At 38.4% G+C, this 19,349-nt stretch carries 20 protein-coding genes; 19 read left to right on the forward strand and 1 reads right to left on the reverse strand.

Annotated features, from left to right (window positions below; all coding sequences use genetic code 11):
• Positions 1-21: 21 nt before the first annotated feature.
• The 17 genes from recD2 to ACXAE4_RS04925 all read left to right on the forward strand — a co-directional run bounded on the left by recD2 (position 22) and on the right by ACXAE4_RS04925 (position 17,548).
• Positions 22-2,379, forward strand: a complete 2,358-nt coding sequence (recD2, locus tag ACXAE4_RS04845) for an SF1B family DNA helicase RecD2 (RefSeq protein WP_028411682.1) — start codon at positions 22-24, stop codon at positions 2,377-2,379.
• 141 nt (positions 2,380-2,520) lie between these two features.
• A complete protein-coding gene (locus ACXAE4_RS04850) occupies positions 2,521-2,712 on the forward strand; it encodes a hypothetical protein (RefSeq protein WP_013059292.1) in 192 nt (63 codons plus the stop codon).
• Positions 2,713-2,737: 25 nt separating this feature from the next.
• Positions 2,738-2,872: a YrzQ family protein gene (locus tag ACXAE4_RS04855; RefSeq protein WP_013059291.1), complete on the forward strand. Its 135-nt coding sequence runs from the start codon at positions 2,738-2,740 to the stop codon at positions 2,870-2,872.
• A gap of 113 nt (positions 2,873-2,985) precedes the next feature.
• Positions 2,986-4,047 carry an AI-2E family transporter gene (locus ACXAE4_RS04860; RefSeq protein WP_028411681.1) on the forward strand — a complete coding sequence of 354 codons (1,062 nt, stop codon included), beginning with the start codon at positions 2,986-2,988 and terminating at the stop codon, positions 4,045-4,047.
• A gap of 388 nt (positions 4,048-4,435) precedes the next feature.
• A complete protein-coding gene (gene alaS / locus ACXAE4_RS04865) occupies positions 4,436-7,069 on the forward strand; it encodes an alanine--tRNA ligase (protein WP_475235572.1) in 2,634 nt (877 codons plus the stop codon).
• 84 nt (positions 7,070-7,153) lie between these two features.
• The gene (locus ACXAE4_RS04870; protein ID WP_013059287.1) at positions 7,154-7,423 is read left to right on the forward strand and encodes an IreB family regulatory phosphoprotein; all 270 of its coding nucleotides are present in this window, start codon (positions 7,154-7,156) and stop codon (positions 7,421-7,423) included.
• Positions 7,424-7,840: a Holliday junction resolvase RuvX gene (gene ruvX, locus ACXAE4_RS04875; RefSeq protein WP_013059286.1), complete on the forward strand. Its 417-nt coding sequence runs from the start codon at positions 7,424-7,426 to the stop codon at positions 7,838-7,840.
• 154 nt (positions 7,841-7,994) lie between these two features.
• On the forward strand, positions 7,995-8,279 hold the full coding sequence (locus ACXAE4_RS04880; protein WP_013059285.1) for a DUF1292 domain-containing protein: 285 nt from the start codon (positions 7,995-7,997) through the stop codon (positions 8,277-8,279).
• 412 nt (positions 8,280-8,691) lie between these two features.
• Positions 8,692-9,795 (forward strand): endolytic transglycosylase MltG, encoded by a 1,104-nt coding sequence (mltG, locus tag ACXAE4_RS04885; protein WP_289578464.1) that lies wholly within the window; start codon positions 8,692-8,694, stop codon positions 9,793-9,795.
• A 181-nt stretch (positions 9,796-9,976) separates the two neighbouring features.
• Positions 9,977-10,633, forward strand: coding sequence for an O-methyltransferase (locus ACXAE4_RS04890; RefSeq protein ID WP_028411678.1), 657 nt, complete (start codon positions 9,977-9,979; stop codon positions 10,631-10,633).
• Positions 10,630-11,559 carry a peptidase U32 family protein gene (locus ACXAE4_RS04895; RefSeq protein ID WP_028411677.1) on the forward strand — a complete coding sequence of 310 codons (930 nt, stop codon included), beginning with the start codon at positions 10,630-10,632 and terminating at the stop codon, positions 11,557-11,559. Before ACXAE4_RS04890 ends, ACXAE4_RS04895 begins: the two co-directional genes overlap by 4 nt.
• 39 nt (positions 11,560-11,598) lie before the next feature.
• Positions 11,599-12,861, forward strand: a complete 1,263-nt coding sequence (locus tag ACXAE4_RS04900; RefSeq protein WP_028411676.1) for a peptidase U32 family protein — start codon at positions 11,599-11,601, stop codon at positions 12,859-12,861.
• Between the two features lie 7 nt (positions 12,862-12,868).
• On the forward strand, positions 12,869-13,504 hold the full coding sequence (udk, locus tag ACXAE4_RS04905; protein ID WP_028411675.1) for a uridine kinase: 636 nt from the start codon (positions 12,869-12,871) through the stop codon (positions 13,502-13,504).
• A 218-nt stretch (positions 13,505-13,722) separates the two neighbouring features.
• Positions 13,723-14,199: a transcription elongation factor GreA gene (greA, locus tag ACXAE4_RS04910; RefSeq protein WP_013059279.1), complete on the forward strand. Its 477-nt coding sequence runs from the start codon at positions 13,723-13,725 to the stop codon at positions 14,197-14,199.
• A 119-nt stretch (positions 14,200-14,318) separates the two neighbouring features.
• Positions 14,319-14,879: an isochorismatase family protein gene (locus ACXAE4_RS04915; RefSeq protein WP_028411674.1), complete on the forward strand. Its 561-nt coding sequence runs from the start codon at positions 14,319-14,321 to the stop codon at positions 14,877-14,879.
• Positions 14,880-14,998: 119 nt separating this feature from the next.
• A complete protein-coding gene (locus ACXAE4_RS04920; RefSeq protein ID WP_028411673.1) occupies positions 14,999-16,765 on the forward strand; it encodes a peptidoglycan D,D-transpeptidase FtsI family protein in 1,767 nt (588 codons plus the stop codon).
• A 117-nt stretch (positions 16,766-16,882) separates the two neighbouring features.
• Entirely contained in the window at positions 16,883-17,548 is a 666-nt protein-coding gene (locus tag ACXAE4_RS04925; protein WP_013059276.1) for a YrrS family protein, read from the forward strand.
• Between the two features lie 13 nt (positions 17,549-17,561).
• On the opposite strand, the gene ACXAE4_RS04930 is transcribed toward ACXAE4_RS04925, so the two are convergent.
• Complete coding sequence (locus ACXAE4_RS04930; protein ID WP_013085082.1) at positions 17,562-17,777, reverse strand: DUF2536 family protein; 216 nt, start codon at positions 17,775-17,777, stop codon at positions 17,562-17,564.
• Between the two features lie 138 nt (positions 17,778-17,915).
• Between ACXAE4_RS04930 and ACXAE4_RS04935 the strand changes: the two genes are divergently transcribed.
• Both ACXAE4_RS04935 and mtnN read left to right on the forward strand, forming a co-directional pair.
• Positions 17,916-18,557 (forward strand): class I SAM-dependent methyltransferase, encoded by a 642-nt coding sequence (locus ACXAE4_RS04935; protein WP_028411672.1) that lies wholly within the window; start codon positions 17,916-17,918, stop codon positions 18,555-18,557.
• Positions 18,558-18,574: 17 nt separating this feature from the next.
• Positions 18,575-19,270 carry a 5'-methylthioadenosine/S-adenosylhomocysteine nucleosidase gene (gene mtnN, locus ACXAE4_RS04940; RefSeq protein WP_028411671.1) on the forward strand — a complete coding sequence of 232 codons (696 nt, stop codon included), beginning with the start codon at positions 18,575-18,577 and terminating at the stop codon, positions 19,268-19,270.
• The last annotated feature ends 79 nt before the right edge of the window (positions 19,271-19,349 follow it).

Below are 19,349 nucleotides of genomic sequence, written 5' to 3' on the forward strand. Positions count from 1 at the left end.
AGCGGGTAAAGGAAGGATAACATGAACGAAGAACTAGTGAACCCTTCACAGCCAGAACGTCATTATATAAGCGGCACGTCAATTGTAACGGTTTTTCATAACGAAGAAAACTTATATAACGTTACGCGGATACGGATCAAAAAAACAAATTTAGAGATTGAAGATAAAGAAACGGTCGTTACAGGCTATTTTCCTAAGCTTAATGAAGATGAAGTATACACATTTTACGGGGACTTCAAAGAGCATCCAAAGTTTGGTCTGCAATTTCATGTTGAGCAGTTTAAAAAAGAACTTCCGCAATCAAAGCAAGGGGTTGTTCAGTACCTATCAAGCGATTTATTTCACGGAATCGGTAAAAAAACCGCTGAAAATATTGTGGACGCCCTAGGAGAACGCGCTATTTTTCGTATTTTGCAAAATGAGTCCGTGCTAAAAGAGGTTCCGAGGCTTTCAGCCGACAAGGCAGAGGCTTTAGTAACGCAGCTTCGTGAACATCAAGGGTTAGAAGAAGTAATGGTAAAGCTGACAGACCTCGGGTTTGGACCGCAGCTTTCGATGAAGATTTTCCAAGCGTACAAACAAGAAGCGCTTGAAATTGTTCAAAATAATCCTTATCAGCTCGTAGAAGATATTCAAGGTATTGGTTTTAGCAGGGCCGATGAACTTGGAAAGAGGCTTGGTATGGCAACCAACCATCCTGATCGTTTGCGTGCAGGTATTTTATACGTCATTGAGCAAGAATGTAATCAAATGGGACATGTATACGTCACGGCAGATCAGCTGTACGGAAAAACAGCAGAGCTTCTTCGAAAAAGCAGGCATGAGAATCTGTCTGAAATGGATCTTACAAGAGAAGTGGACGCATTAAAAGCAGACAAAAAGCTTATCATTCAAGACGAAAAAATTTATTTTCCTCCCCTTTTCTATGCTGAAAAAGGGCTGGTTAAAGCTATTCAAAAAATTATGGCCCAAACGCAATACGAAGAGCAGTTTCCAGAATCAGAATTTTTACTAGCTTTAGGTGAACTAGAAGAGCGATTAGACGTGCAATATGCACCGTCTCAGCGCAAGGGCATACAAACTGCTTTAATGTCTCCAATGCTTCTTTTAACAGGTGGACCAGGTACAGGGAAAACAACGGTTATTAAAGGAATAGTCGAACTCTATGCAGAACTTCACGGATGTTCGTTAAATCCAGGGGATTATAAAAAAGATGAAGCTTTTCCTGTTTTACTTGTGGCACCTACTGGACGCGCTGCTAAACGAATGAGCGAAGCGACCGGACTTCCGGCAGTTACGATTCACAGATTATTAAAATGGAACGGACAAGAAGGATTTGACCATAATGAGGAGAATCCAATTGACGGAAAATTATTGATTGTGGATGAAGTATCGATGGTAGATTTGTGGCTTGCTCATCAGCTGTTTAAGTCTCTTCCTGCTAATTTACAGGTTATTTTAGTTGGAGACGAAGACCAGCTTCCTTCAGTAGGTCCGGGACAGGTGTTAAAAGATTTACTGAGTTCAGAAGTAGTTCCTACCGTCCGTCTGACAGATGTATACCGGCAAGCGGAAGGGTCGTCGATTATTGATTTGGCTCATGAAATAAAAAAAGGAAAGCTTCCGGAAGACTTATCGAGGCAGCAAGGAGATCGTTCCTTTATTCGCTGTCAAGGACAGCACATCACGAATGTCGTGCAACAAGTTTGCGGGAATGCGTTAAAAAAAGGCTATACGGCTAAAGATATTCAAGTTCTAGCTCCTATGTATAAAGGTCCTGCAGGGATTGATAAACTGAATGAAGTTCTTCAGGAATTATTTAACCCGGTTTCTGAGCAAAGAAGAGAGCTTAAACACGGAGATATTACGTACCGAGTCGGAGATAAAGTGCTGCAGCTTGTAAATCAGCCGGATAGCAACGTATTTAACGGAGATATGGGAGAAATCGTCTCAGTTTTCTTTGCCAAAGAAAATACGGAAAAACAGGATATGCTGGTTATTTCATATGAAGGAAACGAAGTAACTTATACAAAGCAAGACTTTAATCAAATAACTCATGCATACTGCTGTTCCATTCATAAATCGCAGGGAAGTGAATTTCCCATTGTTGTGCTTCCTATTGTCAAAAGCTATTACCGGATGCTGCGACGCAATTTACTTTATACCGCCGTTACGCGAAGTAAACAGTTTTTAATTTTATGCGGCGAAGACGAAGCGTTTCAGCTTGGAGTCAGCCGGAATGAAGACAGCATTCGACAAACGAATTTACAGCCCCTGCTTCGAGAAAGCTTGGATAACGACATAGAAGATCCCGAAATTCCATTTATGAAAGATGCAAATATTGGGATGGAAAACGTTACGCCGTATGATTTCATGTAACCTTTCGCATGCTAACAAAGAGTTAAATAAACTCCTTTGTTGCCATCCTTCTTTGCTAATTGTCAGAAAATAAAGTATGGGCGTGAAAAAAAGTGGACATAATGCGTTTATATAAGTAGAACGTATAAAGAGGTGTCGACTTTGTTTAAATGTCCAAACTGTAAAAGTATTGACGTTGGCAAAATTGGTGTAAATCAGTATTACTGCTGGAATTGTTTTATTGAAATGACTATTTCAAAAGGACAAATTAATACTCACCAAGTAGAAGAAGATGGAACATTGAGCTCGCTTGATGATTTGTTCTCAGATGACGAGCGTACAATCAATTTCTAATTCTTTTTTACCGGGAGGAAGAGCAATGGGCAGAATCATTCCGTCAGTAGTCGCTTTCGGTCTTGGAGCTTATGCATTTAAAATGGCAGATGATCGAGAGATGTTTACAAAAAGAAATATGAAAAAAATGCGTAAACGTATGATGAAAGCTATTCACTAATAAAAAAGCACTATTGCACTGAGCTGCAATAGTGCTTTTTTGCAGGCAGAAAATACAACTGCATGTATAAACTCCTTTCTTTATCAAAAAATAGAAGAGAGGAGGAGTTTACGTTGAAAGATAGTTCATTCAAATGGTTCTATAGATTCGGACTGCTGTTATTAGCACTGCTGTGCGTATTAGTCTTTTTTAAAGTCCAGTTTTTATGGCTGCCTGTTATTTACATGTTTTTAAAAGCACTGCTGCCTTTTTTTATTGCAGCATTCATTACATATTTACTTCATCCGCTTATTGAAAAAACGCATGATAAAGGCGTGCCTCGTCCTCTAGCTATTTTACTGATCTACATTATCTTTTTTGGAGGAATCGGGTTCGGAGCCTATAAGTCGTATCCTATTTTTGTGGAACAAGTAAAAGATTTAAATGAACAGCTGCCTCATTTTACGAATACATATAGACATTGGGTAGAATCGATTCATGATCGTACAACTTCACTTCCAAACGGTGTACATGAGAAAATTGAAGGCAGCATTGATGATGTAGAGGCTACGCTCAACGTGTGGCTTACAAAAGTGGCGGAAGGATTAAAATCATTGATTACCTCTTTTTTGATTTTAATCATTATTCCATTTATTGTTTTTTATATGCTGAAGGATTTTTCCTCTATTAAGAAAGCAACAGCTTATGTCACACCTAAAAAGTGGCACAAACCAGGCGAACGTTTTTTATCGGATGTGAATGAATCGCTTGGCAATTATATTAGAGGACAATTTTTTGTTTGTCTCATTATTGGTGTGATTGCCACAGCAGCACTTTGGTTCTTTCATGTACCTTATGCACTTCTTTTAGGCTTTATTATTGGCGTAACGAATATCATTCCGTATTTTGGCCCGATTATTGGTGCGGTTCCAGCAGCTATTATTGCAGCAACTATCTCGATAAAGTTGGTTATTACCATTGTCATTATTATCTTTGTGCTGCAGTTTCTAGAAGGAAATGTGCTGTCTCCGCTTATCGTAGGAAAGAGCCTTCATATTCATCCTTTGTTTATCATGCTTGCGCTCCTTTTAGGAGGAGAGTTTGGAGGAGTATTGGGTCTCATTTTGGCTGTGCCAATTTTAGCAGTCGTTAAAATATCTATTTTGCATATCCGCTCTTATACGCTCAAACATTGACAAAGAGCGGTTAATTTGTCATAATATCGCCATAAGAAAACGCTACATATTTTGAACACAATGATGGATCGAGTACGTTGCACACTGGTTTTTAGAGAAGGGCTTCCTTGGCTGAAAGAAGCGCTAAACAAAGAGCAGCTGAACGCTAGTCCAGAGTGCAGGCTAAAACCTGCCGTGTCAGCAACGTTAACGCTATGAAGGTGATAAATGCTTTTGGCATTTATAATCAGGGTGGTACCGCGAGTTCAACTCTCGTCCCTGCTACAGGGATGAGAGTTTTTTTGTGTGCAAATAACTAGCAATTACTTTTGGACACAGGCAAAATAGATGCTTTTATGTCATCATTTTTTTGTCTATAAATAAGAAGAGTATTAAAGGAGGACCAATCATGAAAAAACTGACGTCAGCACAAGTTCGTCAAATGTATTTAGATTTCTTTAAAGAAAAAGGCCATGATGTAGAACCAAGCGCATCTTTAGTTCCGCATGAAGATCCATCTTTATTATGGATTAACAGTGGAGTAGCTACATTAAAAAAATATTTTGATGGTCGTGTTATTCCTCAAAATCCGCGTATTTGTAACGCACAAAAATCTATTCGTACAAACGATATCGAAAACGTAGGTAAAACGGCTCGCCATCATACGTTTTTTGAAATGCTTGGTAACTTCTCTATCGGTGATTATTTCAAAGAAGAAGCAATCCAATGGGCATGGGAATTCTTAACGAGCGATAAATGGATTGGATTCGACGCAGATAAGCTATCTGTAACAGTTCACCCTGAAGATGAAGAAGCATTTAAGATCTGGAATGAAAAAATGGGCGTGCCTAAAGAGCGTATCATTCGTTTAGAAGGTAACTTCTGGGATATTGGAGAAGGTCCGAGTGGTCCAAATACAGAGATCTTTTATGATCGCGGAGAAGCATATGGAAATGACCTAACTGATCCGGAATTATATCCAGGTGGAGAAAATGAGCGTTATTTAGAAATTTGGAACCTTGTATTTTCTCAGTTTAATCATAATCCTGATAATACGTACACGCCGCTTCCAAAGAAAAATATTGATACAGGAATGGGCTTAGAGCGTATGGTTTCTGTTATTCAAGATGTGCAAACAAACTTTGATACAGATTTGTTTATGCCAATTATTGAAGCAACAGAAAATATTTCAGGCGCTAAATATCGTACAAATGATGAGCAAGATACGGCATTTAAAGTCATTGCTGACCACATTCGTACGGTAACATTTGCTGTAGGTGATGGTGCTCTTCCTTCAAATGAAGGCCGCGGGTATGTGCTGCGTCGTTTGTTACGCCGAGCAGTTCGCTATGCTAAAAAGTTAAACATTAATCGTCCGTTCATGTACGACCTAGTGCCGGTAGTAGGTGAAATCATGGTTGATTTCTATCCGGAAGTAAAGGAAAAAACGGATTTTATCCAGCGCGTAGTCAAAAATGAAGAAGAGCGTTTTCACGAAACGTTAAATGACGGACTAGCTATCTTGGCAACTGTTATTAAAAAAGAAAAAGCGCAAAACAGTGATACGGTACAAGGCGAAGATGTTTTCCGTCTATATGATACGTATGGCTTCCCTGTTGAATTAACGGAAGAATACGCAGAAGATGAGAACATGAAAATCGATCATGCAGGTTTTGAACGTGAAATGGAAGCACAGCGTGAGCGTGCGCGTGCTGCTCGTCAAGATTCTAGTTCTATGCAAGTTCAAGGCGGCGTACTTGGTGAAGTAACGGTTGCAAGTGAGTTTGTGGGCTATGATAAAAATGAAGTAGAAACAGTTGTTGAAGCAATTATTGTAGACGGTGAGCTTGTTGACCGTGCTGAAGCTGGAACAGAAGCGCAAGTCATCTTAAGCCACACGCCATTCTACGCAGAAAGCGGCGGTCAAATTGCGGACCAAGGTACGATCCAAAGTGCTTCAGGAAAAGCGGAAGTAAAAGACGTTCAAAAAGCGCCAAATGGTCAAAATGCCCAAACGGTATCTGTAACAAGCGGTGAGCTTGTAAAAGGTGAAACATACATGGCAACGCTTGATGAAGAAAACCGCAGTGCGATTGTGAAAAACCATACGGCAACGCATTTATTGCATCAAGCATTAAAAGATACGTTAGGAACGCATGTTAATCAAGCGGGTTCTTTAGTAACAGCGGATCGCTTGCGCTTTGACTTCTCTCACTTTGGTCAAGTGACACAAGAAGAGATTGAGAAAATTGAACAAATCGTTAATGAAAAGATTTGGGACAGCATCTCTGTACAAATTGAAAACAAAGCAATTGACGAAGCAAAAGCGATGGGTGCAATGGCACTATTTGGTGAGAAATACGGAGATATCGTGCGCGTAGTACAAGTAGGCGACTACAGCTTAGAATTATGTGGTGGATGTCACGTACCAAATACATCTGTTATCGGTTTATTTAAAATTGTATCAGAATCTGGAATCGGTGCAGGTACTCGACGTATTGAAGCTGTAACTGGAAAAGCTGCCTATCAGTTAATGAATGATCAAGTAGGTTTACTAAAAGAAGCTGCGGCAAAAGTAAAATCCAACCCGCGCGATTTAGTAGGGCGCGTTGAAGGATTACTAGAAGAAATTCGTAATCTTCAGCGTGAAAATGATTCACTATCTACAAAGCTTGGCAATATTGAAGCTGGCAATCTTGTTGACCGCGTACAAAACATTAATGGTGTAAATGTCCTAGCAGCAAAAGTGAATGCAACGGATATGAATAACCTTCGTGCAATGGTTGATGATTTAAAACAAAAATTAGAATCTGCTGTGATCGTATTAGCTTCTCCACAAGGTGAAAAGGTAAATATTATTGCAGGTGTAACAAAAGATTTAATTGCTAAAGGCCATCATGCTGGCAAACTTGTTAAAGAAGTAGCAACGATTTGCGGCGGAGGCGGAGGCGGACGCCCTGACATGGCGCAAGCTGGAGGAAAAGACGCTAGCCAAATTGAAAAAGCACTTAGCACTGTAGAAGAATGGGTTAAATCCGTTTAATTCTCCTCTTTCTTGGTGTACAATATAAATAAGACTTAGCATAGTGCACAATGTGTTCACAAATTAAGAGAGTGAGGTGGGACCGTGAGTTCATTTGATAAAACCATGCAATTTAATTTTCAAGATGAGCCAGCTGAAACAAACGTACATGAAGTATTGTTTACGGTTTATGACGCACTGCAAGAAAAAGGCTACAACCCGATTAACCAAATCGTTGGGTATTTGTTATCAGGAGACCCTGCTTACATTCCTCGTCATAACGATGCGAGAAACACAATTCGCCAGTTAGAGCGAGACGAGCTCATTGAAGAACTTGTTAAATCTTATTTACAACAGCATCGAAAGGATTCATAAATGCGCGTATTAGGATTAGATGTAGGAACCAAAACAATTGGTGTGGCAGTTAGTGATGAAATGGGATGGACAGCGCAAGGAATTGAAACAATTAAAATTGCAGATGAGCAGATGGAGCAATCATATCCTCGTTTACAGCAGTTAATTGACGAATATTCCGTAGAGAAAATCGTAGTGGGTCTTCCTAAAAATATGAATGGTACGATTGGCCCTCGAGGCGAAGCGTGCATCGAGTTTGCTGACAACGTCAAAGAAAAACTTAACATTGAAACGATGATGTGGGACGAGCGCTTGTCAACGATGGCAGCAGAGCGAGTACTGCTGTCTGCCGACGTAAGCCGCAAGAAACGCAAAAAAGTAATCGATAAAATGGCAGCTGTTATGATTCTTCAAGGATACTTAGACAGCAAGCAATAAGAAAAGCAGCAGGCTTTGCTTAAGCTGACAAGTTATGACTTTCCCTTTTACATATTCTTTCGTACGTAAAAGGGAAGTGAAATAACTGAACAGCTTGCTTTTCGCTGAAGAAAAAGTTAAGCTAAGAGCTTACAATATAAAATGAGGTGCAAACATGAGCGTAGAAGAAAATAAAATTACAATCGTCGATGAGAATGGAAATGAGCAGCTATGCGAAATTTTATTCACATTTGATTCTGATCAATATAACAAATCATATGTAATTTACTATCCAATCGGAGCAGACCAAGATGATGAAGAAGAAATTGAAATTCATGCATCTGCTTTCACACCAAGTGAAGACGGTCAAGACGGCGAGCTTCAACCGATTGAAACAGAAGAAGAGTGGGACATGGTTGAGGAAATGGTTAACACATTCCTTGACGAAGAAGGCGAATAATTATAGTGAAAAAGCTGATGACAATCGTTATCAGCTTTTTTTTACATAGCGGCCGTTCTTTTTAGATATAAAAAGGTTTTTCCTTGCATTCTTAGGGGAGATTGTATGATAATGACGAAAAATGAGATAAATTGTAGTATAATAATTCCTGCGTGTGAGAGTGCATTTTAATAAAAGAATTCATTGTTTGAACGGATGAAACTAGACTTTGGGCAGACAATAACATAAATCATGGAAAAAATTTAGGAGAGGCGATAGTTTAAGGAAGCGATACCATCTCACACCTATAGGAGATACGAATGAATCGCAATCTCATGTATCCTCTCTGTTCATACTTACAAAAAATCAAGAAGAAAAGAGGTGAAACTGGTTGTATCTTCTTTTACAGAAGTAGATTTAACCAGGAAGCTGCTTGTCGCAACAAACATTTTTACCACCTAATCGTTCAAGGAAAAAACGAGTTATTTTTATTACAATTATCGTACTTCTTTTACTTGTTGGCGGTGCATTTTTCTATGCTCAATCCCGCTTAACACCCGTGGATCGAAACAGCAATAAAAAAGTAAATGTGACCATTCCACAAGGTTCTTCCGTTCAATCGATTGGTACGGTATTGAAAAAAGAAGATTTAATTAAAAGTAAAAGTGCCTTTCGCTATTACGTAAAATTAACCCATGTATCTGGATTTCAAGCTGGAACGTATTTATTTTCTCCTTCCATGAGCTTAGGGGAAATGGTTGAAAAAATGGAAAAAGGCGAGGTTTCAAAACAACCTGATATTCGTGTCACCATTCCAGAAGGACGCCAGCTTGTCGAAATTGCTGATATCATTGCTAAAAATACAAAGTTTACAAAAGACGAAGTCATGAAAAAGCTAGACGATAAGGCATTCATCAATAAAATGAAAGAAAAGTATCCAGATTTAGTAACGGATGAAGTGATGCAAAAAGATATTAAACATCCGCTAGAAGGTTATTTATATCCCGTTACGTATGATTTTTATGATAAAAATGTGTCGTTAGATGAAATATTGGATAAAATGGTAGGGAAAACAAATAATGTATTAGGTCAGTACAGTGGGCAAATGGAAAAGAAAAAATTCAGTGCACATAAATTGTTAACCATGTCTTCTCTAATTGAAGAGGAAGCGACTGCGAAAGTCGACCGAGAAAAAATTTCCAGCGTCTTTTATAATCGCCTTGAAAAAAACATGCCTCTTCAAACGGATCCAACCGTATTATATGCCTTAGGAGAGCATAAAGACCGGGTGTTCTATAAGCATTTAGAAGTGGACTCTCCTTACAATACGTATAAAGTAAAGGGGTTGCCTCCAGGACCAATTGCCAGCTCTGGATTGATGTCAATCAAAGCTGCGTTACATCCAGCCAATACAGATTATTTATACTTCTTGGCTACACCTGAAGGAAAAGTTATTTTTACCAAAACGTTAGAAGAACATAACAAAGAAAAAGCCAAGCATATTACAGGTAAAGAAAAGCAAAATACCGAAAAATAATTGGAAATTTAAAATTGGGGAATCGCGATACTTCGCATTCCCCATCTTTTATGTTAAAATATATCGGGTTTACGTAAAAACGAAAAAAACTTATAATAGACTAGTTGTCTTACTATTTTGCAGTAATGAAACGTTATGAAAACATAATGTAAAATGTACTTCTGAGAACGGAGGAAGTGTTTTGCTTTTACAAAACGTAGAGCAGTATGTGGAAAAGCTTATTCCTAAGCGCCAGGAGCTTATTGAAGAAATGGAAGCTTATGCAGAAGAACATCACGTTCCGATTATGGAATTGATTGGTGTTGAAACGCTATTGCAAATTCTTCGTCTTCATCAGCCAAAACATATATTAGAAATTGGAACAGCGATTGCATATTCGTCTATTCGAATCACCCATGCGCTTCCAGAGGCACGAGTGGTTACGGTAGAACGAAATGAAGAGCGTTACCAAAAAGCGCAAGAGTTTATTGAACGGGCGGGAAAACAAGATAAAATTGTGTCGTTGTTTGGAGATGCACTTGAGCTTAGAGATGAAATTGAACGTCATGGTCCTTATGATGCAGTCTTTATCGATGCAGCTAAAGGTCAGTATCAGCGTTTTTTCGAACATTATGAGCCGATGCTATCTTCTAAAGGAATGATTATTTCGGATAACGTACTATTTAAAGGTCACGTAGCGACCGATTTGGCGGAAGTAGAAACACGTCGACGCCGCAGCTTAATTAAAAAAATTCAGGCATACAATACGTGGCTGATGAATCATCCCGATTATTATACAACTATTCTCCCTATTGGAGACGGAATCGCGATTAGTATTAAAAGAGGTGACCAAGAATGAAAAAACCAGAACTATTAGTGACACCAACTGCAGTTTCGGAAATCGAATCATTACTACAAGCTGGAGCAACGGCTATTATGGTTGGTGAACAGCGCTACGGTTTGCGTTTAGCAGGTGAATTCAAACGTGAAGATATCGTAGAAGCTGTAAATATTGCTCATCAGCATGATGCAAAAGTCTACGTAGCGATGAACGGATTATTTCACAATGATAAAATCGCCGAATTAAATGAATATATTTTATTCTTAAAAGAAGCAAGCGTGGATGCGATTGTATTTGGAGATCCGGCTGTATTAATGGCAGTGCGTGAAACAGCTCCAGAAATGAAGATGCACTGGAGTACTGAAACAACGGGAACAAACTGGTATTCATGTAACTACTGGGGCCGCAAAGGAGCTAAGCGTGCAGTTCTTGCTCGTGAGCTAAGCATGGATAGCATCATTGATATCAAAGAAAAAGCCGAAGTAGAAATTGAAGTTCAGGTGCATGGCATGACGTGTATGTTCCAATCGAAACGTTCACTTCTTGGCAACTACTTTGAGTATCAAGGAAAAGTCATGGAAATTGAAAATCGTAAAGTAGAAAAAGATATGTTTTTACTTGATAATGAGCGAAACAATAAGTATCCAATTTTCGAAGATGAAAATGGAACGCACATTATGAGTCCAAATGATATGTGCATTATCGATGAGCTTTCCGAAATGATTGACGCTGAAGTAGATGTATTTAAAATTGACGGCGTATTAAAGTCACCGCAATATATTTTAGAAGTAACAAAAAAATATCGTCAAGCGATTGATTTATGTGTAGATGACCGTGAAGAATACGAAAACGTTAAAGACGATTTGTTAGAAGAAATTGAAAGCTTGCAGCCAATTAACCGCCCGTTAGACACAGGGTTTTTCTTTAAAGAAACTGTATATTAAAAAGCATGCAAAGAAAGATAAACAAAGGAGGTACAAACGATGGCTGTTCAAATCGATACTGTAGTAGAAGGTAAACGAGTTATTACGAAAAAGCCTGAGTTGTTAGCTCCAGCCGGTAACCTTGAAAAATTAAAAGTTGCCGTACACTATGGAGCAGATGCTGTGTTTATCGGAGGAAAAGAGTTTGGCCTTCGTTCAAATGCAGATAACTTTACATTTGAAGAAATGGCAGAAGGTGTTCAGTTTGCAAACAAATACGGCGCACGTATTTATGTTACAACAAACATTTTTGCTCACAATGAAAATATGGACGGACTTGAAGATTATTTAATGGGATTAGAGCGCGCTGGCGTTTCTGGAATCATCGTAGCTGATCCGTTAATTATCGAAACCTGTCGACGCGTTGCACCTAAGCTTGAAGTACACTTAAGTACGCAGCAATCACTTTCAAACTGGAAAGCCGTTCAATTCTGGAAAGAAGAAGGATTAGAACGTGTTGTACTTGCTCGTGAAACGGGTGCTGAAGAAATGCGCGAAATGAAAGAAAAAGTGGATATTGAAATTGAAGCTTTTATTCACGGAGCGATGTGTATTGCTTATTCAGGCCGCTGCGTGCTAAGTAACCACATGACAGCGCGTGATTCAAACCGTGGAGGCTGCTGTCAATCATGCCGTTGGGACTATGATTTATTTAAAGTAGAAGACGGTAAAACGGAAACGCCTTTATTTGATGAGCAAGACGATCCGTTTGCAATGAGTCCAAAAGATTTAAATTTAATTCAATCTATCCCTCAAATGATTGAGCTGGGTATTGATAGCTTGAAAATTGAAGGACGTATGAAGTCGATCCACTATATTGCAACAGTGGTGAGCGTATATCGCAAAGTGATTGACGCATACTGTGCAGATCCTGAGAATTTTGTGATTCAAAAAGAATGGCTTGATGAGCTAGACAAATGTGCGAACCGCGATACGGCTCCCGCCTTTTTTGAAGGGGTTCCTGGAGTGGATGAACAAATGTTTGGCGTACACGGCAAGAAAACAAAATTTGATTTTGCTGGTTTAGTATTGAATTATGATGAAGAAACAAGCATCGTGACATTGCAACAGCGTAACTATTTTAAACCGGGAGAAGAAGTGGAATTTTTTGGTCCGGAAATTAAAAACTTTACGCAAAAAATAGATAAAATTTGGGACGAAGATGGCAATGAACTAGATGCTGCGCGTCATCCGCTGCAAATTGTGAAATTTAAAGTGGACCAACCTCTATTTTCATATAACATGATGCGAAAGGGGATTTAAATATAAAATGGGGAAAAAGCCCGTTGTAATCGGTATCGCTGGTGGATCCGGTTCTGGTAAAACAACTGTAACCAAAGCTATTTATGAGTATTTTAAAGGGCATTCTATTATGCTTCTTGAGCAAGACTATTATTATAAAGATCAAAGCGATGTACCGTTTGAACAGCGTTTGCAAACAAATTACGATCATCCTCTAGCATTTGATAATGATTTGCTGATTGAACACTTGCAAAACTTATTAAATTATGAGAGCATTGACAAACCGGTATATGATTACGCAATTCATACGCGCTCTGAGAAGGTAATTAAAGAAGAACCAAAAGATGTTATTATCTTAGAAGGTATTCTTGTACTAGAAGATCAGCGCTTGCGTAATTTAATGGATATCAAGCTATACGTAGATACAGATGCGGATCTTCGTATCATTCGTCGTATGCTTCGTGATATTAAAGAACGAGAGCGTACGCTTGAGTCAGTTGTTGATCAATACGTATCTGTCGTTCGCCCGATGCATAATCAGTTTGTTGAACCAACAAAACGCTATGCAGATATTATCATTCCTGAAGGCGGTCAAAACCACGTAGCGATTGACTTGATGGTCACTAAAATTCAAACAATTCTTGAACAAAATGCCATTTTATAATAACATAGCATAGATGCAGGAATTTTTTTGAAGACAATGCAGACATATTCTGCTAACTAAACACAAACATTATAAAGAATAGAGAAACGAGCAGCTTCTATTTTGAAGCTGTCATTTCTCTATTAACTGATTTTTCCACAGAGTGGAAAATTTTTTGTACATACAGAAATCGACTGTATACACTAGAGATTTTGAGTTCAAGAAGGAGTGAAGGGATTATGGCACAAGAAAAAGTATTTCCAATGACAGAAGAAGGAAAGCTAAAGCTAGAGCAAGAGCTAGAATATTTAAAAACAGTAAAACGTAAAGAAGTTGTAGAGCGTATCAAGATCGCCCGCAGTTTTGGAGATTTATCGGAGAACTCTGAGTACGATTCTGCAAAAGACGAGCAGGCTTTCGTGGAAGGACGTATTACAACGCTTGAGAATATGATTCGCAATGCGAAAATTATTGAAGAAGATGTAGAAAATTCTTCTATCGTATCATTAGGTAAATCTGTAACATTTGTAGAGTTGCCAGATGGTGACGAAGAAACGTATACAATTGTAGGTAGTGCAGAAGCAGATCCATTTGAAGGGAAAATTTCAAATGATTCGCCAATTGCTAAAAGTCTAATGGGCAAACAAATTGGAGATCAAGTAACTGTTCAAACTCCTGGTGGAGATATGTCAGTGAAAATTGTATCTGTTAAGTAAAACATATGGTTGGAAGCGTTCTACTGAATGCTCGTAAGTAAAAAAGCTGACACGCGTCAGCTTTTTTTATATGATTTAAAAAAACGGAGAGAATAGAAAAGATATGTAGGAAAGGAAAGATGAAGATGAAAGATATCGATTTTACTAAAACAGCGCTTGTTTTAATTGATTTACAAAAAGGGATTGTGCCAATTGGAGGAGACGAAATTGTAGAAAAATCTGTTCAGCTTGTGAATCATTTCCGCGAACAAAATGGATTTATTAGCTTTGTACGAGTAGATTTTCAAGATGGAAAAGATGCGTTGACGCCAGAAACGGATCAAAAGCCATCTGCTCCTCAAGAAAGACCTGCAGACTGGGCAGAATTCGATCCAAGACTTAATGTTCAAGAGACTGATTACATTGTGACAAAACGTCAGTGGGGAGCCTTTTTTGGGACAGATTTAGACCTTCAGCTTCGCCGAAGAGGAATTGATACAATTGTCCTTTGCGGAATTGCAACAAACATTGGTGTGGAAAGCACAGCTCGTGAAGCATTTCAGTATGGATATAACCAAATTTTTATCACGGATGCCATGGCGACATTTACAAAAGAAGAGCATGAGGCCACTCTTTCTTACATCTTTCCGAAAATAGGAAAGCTACGAACAACTCAACAATTTTTAACGGAAAATGAATAATAAAAACTTGCTGAATCAGCAAGTTTTTTTATGGAATGAAAAAAAGAATGAATATTTCTTAAGATAATGGTTTTAAAAGTAATGGCAACGTCGACACTTGTAAAGAGTGAGGTGTAGTCATGAAAATAATTCACAAGCGAATTTATATTACTCTTATTTTTATTTTATTATTAATTAGTGGACTGGGAGCACGGCTTGTTCAACTCCAGCTTGTCAGCACAGAATCTTTTACTGATAAAAATATTAACTTAATTGAAGGAAGCGTAAAACAGCGTACGCAGGAAATGGTGGTAGACGACGGGCGAGGGAAATTTGAAGATAAAAATGGGCAGTCTTTAACATCTATCACGCATAATCGCTTAGTCCTATTTCCGTTTTTAGAAAAAATGAAGTGGCCCGTTCAGCAAGTAAGCGAAATTGTGGGAATGCAACCACAGGAATTAACGAACAGACTAGCAAATGCTAAAACACCGGTTGTTATTACAAAAGAATTATCACATGCACAAGTCGAAAAAATAAATGCATTAAAGGTACCTGGCGTGTTTGGAATTCCTCTAAAAGATGAGCGTCCAGTTCCTCTTGCTGAACATTTAATCGGACTAGAAGCACAAAGCAAACAAATAATTGAAGAGAAGTACAGTGATAAATTGAAAAATGGAGCTATTAAATCAACTACGCCTGTAGGTATCTCAGGGATGCAGAGGGCTTTTGACGAGTTTTTGCTGCCTGAACAAGAGTCTAAGCTCCTTTATCATGTTGATCGCCTAGGTGGACCTATGTTTGGCATCGATGTAAAATATACGGGCACAGCTAACCCTTATTATCCAGTCAGTGTGCGTACGACGCTTGATTTGTCTGCTCAGGAGCTAGTGGAGAATACATTGAATCATTATAAGTTAAAAGACGGAGGAGCCGTCTTAATTGATATAAAAAACAATAAAGTAATTGCGATGGCCAGCAGGCCTTCGATTAATAAGAAAGATCCATTTAAAAAGCAAAACGGTTCAGACAGCGTAGAAAATCGTTTGCTGACGCCGCAAACTCCTGGATCTATATTTAAAACCGTAACAGCAGCTGCAGCGCTTGAACAAAATAAAATTCAGCCTTCTTTTACCTATAACTGCGATAAAAGTATTTATGGCAATAATGTAGAAGAAGATCATCAAAAAGGGCAGCTGACGTTTGAAGAAAGCTTTGCGCAAAGTTGTAATGCAACGTTTGCCCAGCTAGCAAAAGAAATGATAATATCTAATCCGGATATCATTGAACAATATGCTGATAAGTTAGGGCTTCTTCAGCCTGTAGGATGGACGGGTGATGTGTTTCACTTTGAACATTTTAAGCAGTTTTTAGGAGAAAAATCGGGAAGAGTTTGGACAAATGATAGAGAAAAAAAAGTACCAAATGCTGTAGCGCAAACAGCAATTGGACAGCTTGACGTAAAAGTGACTCCGCTTGCAGTAGCAAATATGATGGCGACAATTGCACGGGGAGGAGAAAAGAAGCAGGTAAAAGCGGTAGATGCGCTGGACTATAAGAACAATACGTCACTGTATACGTTTAAAGAGCATGAGCTAAAAGGAGATACGATTAATGAAGCCACAGCTGCTTCTATGCAGCAGCTTTTAAAAGGCGTCGTACAGAGCGAAAAAGGAACAGGAAGAAGATTTCAAACGCTTCCTTATGAAGTGGCAGGAAAGTCAGGAACTGCTGAAATCAATGTGAAGGCCGATATCGTCAATAAATGGTTTGCGGGTTACTTTCCGGCAGATGATCCAAAATACGCAATGGTAGTAGTGGATTTAAATACAAAAAGTGCGATATCTCCCACAAACAGCGTATTTTATGATATTGTTAAAGGGATGTATGACTTAAATACACGTTAAAATAAGAAGAATTTGTAAAAAATATTACAAATATACTTCAAATAAATTTTGATGCTTCATGTATAAGAAAACACATGTTAGAATAAAGCATTATAAAAGTTGGAGGAAATTGTAGCAATGAATAACAATCGTTCTTCAAGACACGAAAACAAAGAAAAAAAAGTAAACCGATTATATAATCTGTTAATTGCTGTCGTAGCAGTTTTAATTGTATTTGTCGGTGGTACGATGATTCTTGGAAACAAGGATAAATCGGATAACCAAGCGGAAACAACTCAAAACAATCCGCAAACAAATGACCAAAAAACGGACAAGACGGCTAAAAAAGACGATGATTCTTCGAAAGATGATCAAGCAACAGATGATCAAGCAACGGACGATCAAAGTTCTGAAGATGACCAAAGCTCTGAAGATGATCAAGCAACAGATGAAGAATCAAATGACTCAGATTCACAGGCTGAAGTAGAGAAAAATCCAGAGCCTGGCGTGGCAGAACGCAAGGTAGATCCTTCATGGGATTCAGTAGGTACGTCACAAGATGCACCTGCAGCAACTTATAAAAAAGGATCAACGGATTGGAACGAAATGCTAAAAGCTGTAGGCGAAGGATCAGGCATTAGCCCAAGCAATATGACCGTATGGCGTTTAGGGAATAACGGTGGCGTAGGTAAAGCCGTAGCTACGGTTAGTCCTAAAGGCAACTCATCAACAAAATACCGCGTTCAAATTGAATGGGTAGATGGAGAAGGCTGGAAGCCCGCAGTAGTGGATAAGCTTCAATAAGAAAAGCAGCGCGCTAGCGCTGCTTTTTTAATTTGAAATGAACAACTGCAGAGTACAGTTTTTTACCTTGTTCATAGTCCACAGACATTTGATGAGATACGCTGTGCACCTCAAGCAAAATCGCCTTATTTTGATCAATTTTTTCCGCAATTTGTTTCTCAAGCATTTTAACATCAGGCGCTTCAAAAAATTCTATTTTATCTTCAATCATTTCAAATTCAAAATTCATCTTACGACCTCCTTACCTCATTACTATAGTATAGCAAATAGAAAGTTAAAAGCTTAAAATATTTGTAAATGAAGAACAAACGATAGTTAAAAACATACTATATCCATAAGAATTATTAGTTATAAGGAGGCGTTTTTTATGGGTCTAGAGTTTTTAGATATCTTTGAAAAGTGGGCGAATGAGTATGATGCATCGGTAAGCGGGAAAGATGAACAGTATAAAGAAGTGTTTCGCAATTATAATGAAATCTTAGAGTATGTAGCAAATCGTTCAATAGGGCATGTGATCGAATTTGGAACAGGGACTGGAAACTTAACAAAAAAACTTTTAGAAAAAGAACTTACGGTAGTAGGAATTGAGCCGTCAGTGCCAATGAGACAATTGGCACACCAGAAATTAGGAGCAGATGTTTTAGTCACACCGGGAGACTTTTTACAGTTTGATACATCGTTGTTTCCAGCAGAGAGCTTAGTTAGTACGTATGCATTTCATCATTTAACAGATAAAGAAAAAGAAGAAGCTGTGATAAACTATGGAAAGTTACTTCAAACCGGTGGTAAAATAGTGTTTGCCGATACAATGTTTGAAACAGCGGATTCATTTGCTGATACCATTGTTCAGGCAAAACAAAAAGGGTATACGCAACTAGCAGAAGATCTAGAGAGGGAATACTATACAACGATCCCTGTCTTAAAGCAAATCTTTGAAAGCAATGGTTTTCACATAACCTTTACACAATTTAATCACTTTGTGTGGGTATTGGAGGCAACGAAACAATAGTAGAAAGAGGTTTTAAAATGAAAGTAGCAATCATTGGAGCAATGGAAGAAGAAGTGACGATTTTACGCGATAAAATTGAGAATCGTCAAGAAACAGTAATCGCAGGATGTGAATACTCAACAGGAACAATCAGCGGCGTGGAGGTTGTATTATTAAAATCAGGTATTGGAAAAGTAAATGCGGCGTTATCTACAGCCATCTTACTAGAGAAGTTCAAACCTGATTACGTTATTAACACAGGATCAGCAGGCGGTTTCCATCCAGAGTTAAACGTAGGGGATGCGGTTATTTCAACAGAAGTTCGTCATCATGATGTAGATGTAACGGTATTCAACTATGAATACGGTCAAGTGCCAAACTTGCCTGCAGCTTTTAAAGCAGATGAAAAACTAGTTCGTCTTGCTGAAGAAAGCGCTCTTGAAGTAACGGATATGAAAATTGTAAAAGGATTAATTGCTACAGGAGATTCGTTCATGAACGATCCTGTGCGCGTAGAGTTTGTTCGCTCTAAGTTTCCAGACCTTTATGCAGCTGAAATGGAAGCAGCGGCTGTTGCTCAAGTATGCTATCAATTTGGCGTACCGTTCGTTATTCTTCGTGCTCTTTCTGACATCGCCGGCAAAGAATCAAATGTTTCTTTTGAGCAATTTTTAGAAAAAGCAGCTGTTAATTCAACAAAATTAGTATTGAATTTTATTACAAAATTAAAATAAGCTGTTCATAAAATATAGAGTTTGTTTTCGTCTACACTCTGCATCGTTTGTCATAACATGGGGTGTAGACTATATTTTC

The sequence above is a fragment of the Priestia sp. ABM2_011 genome (assembly GCF_056158845.1).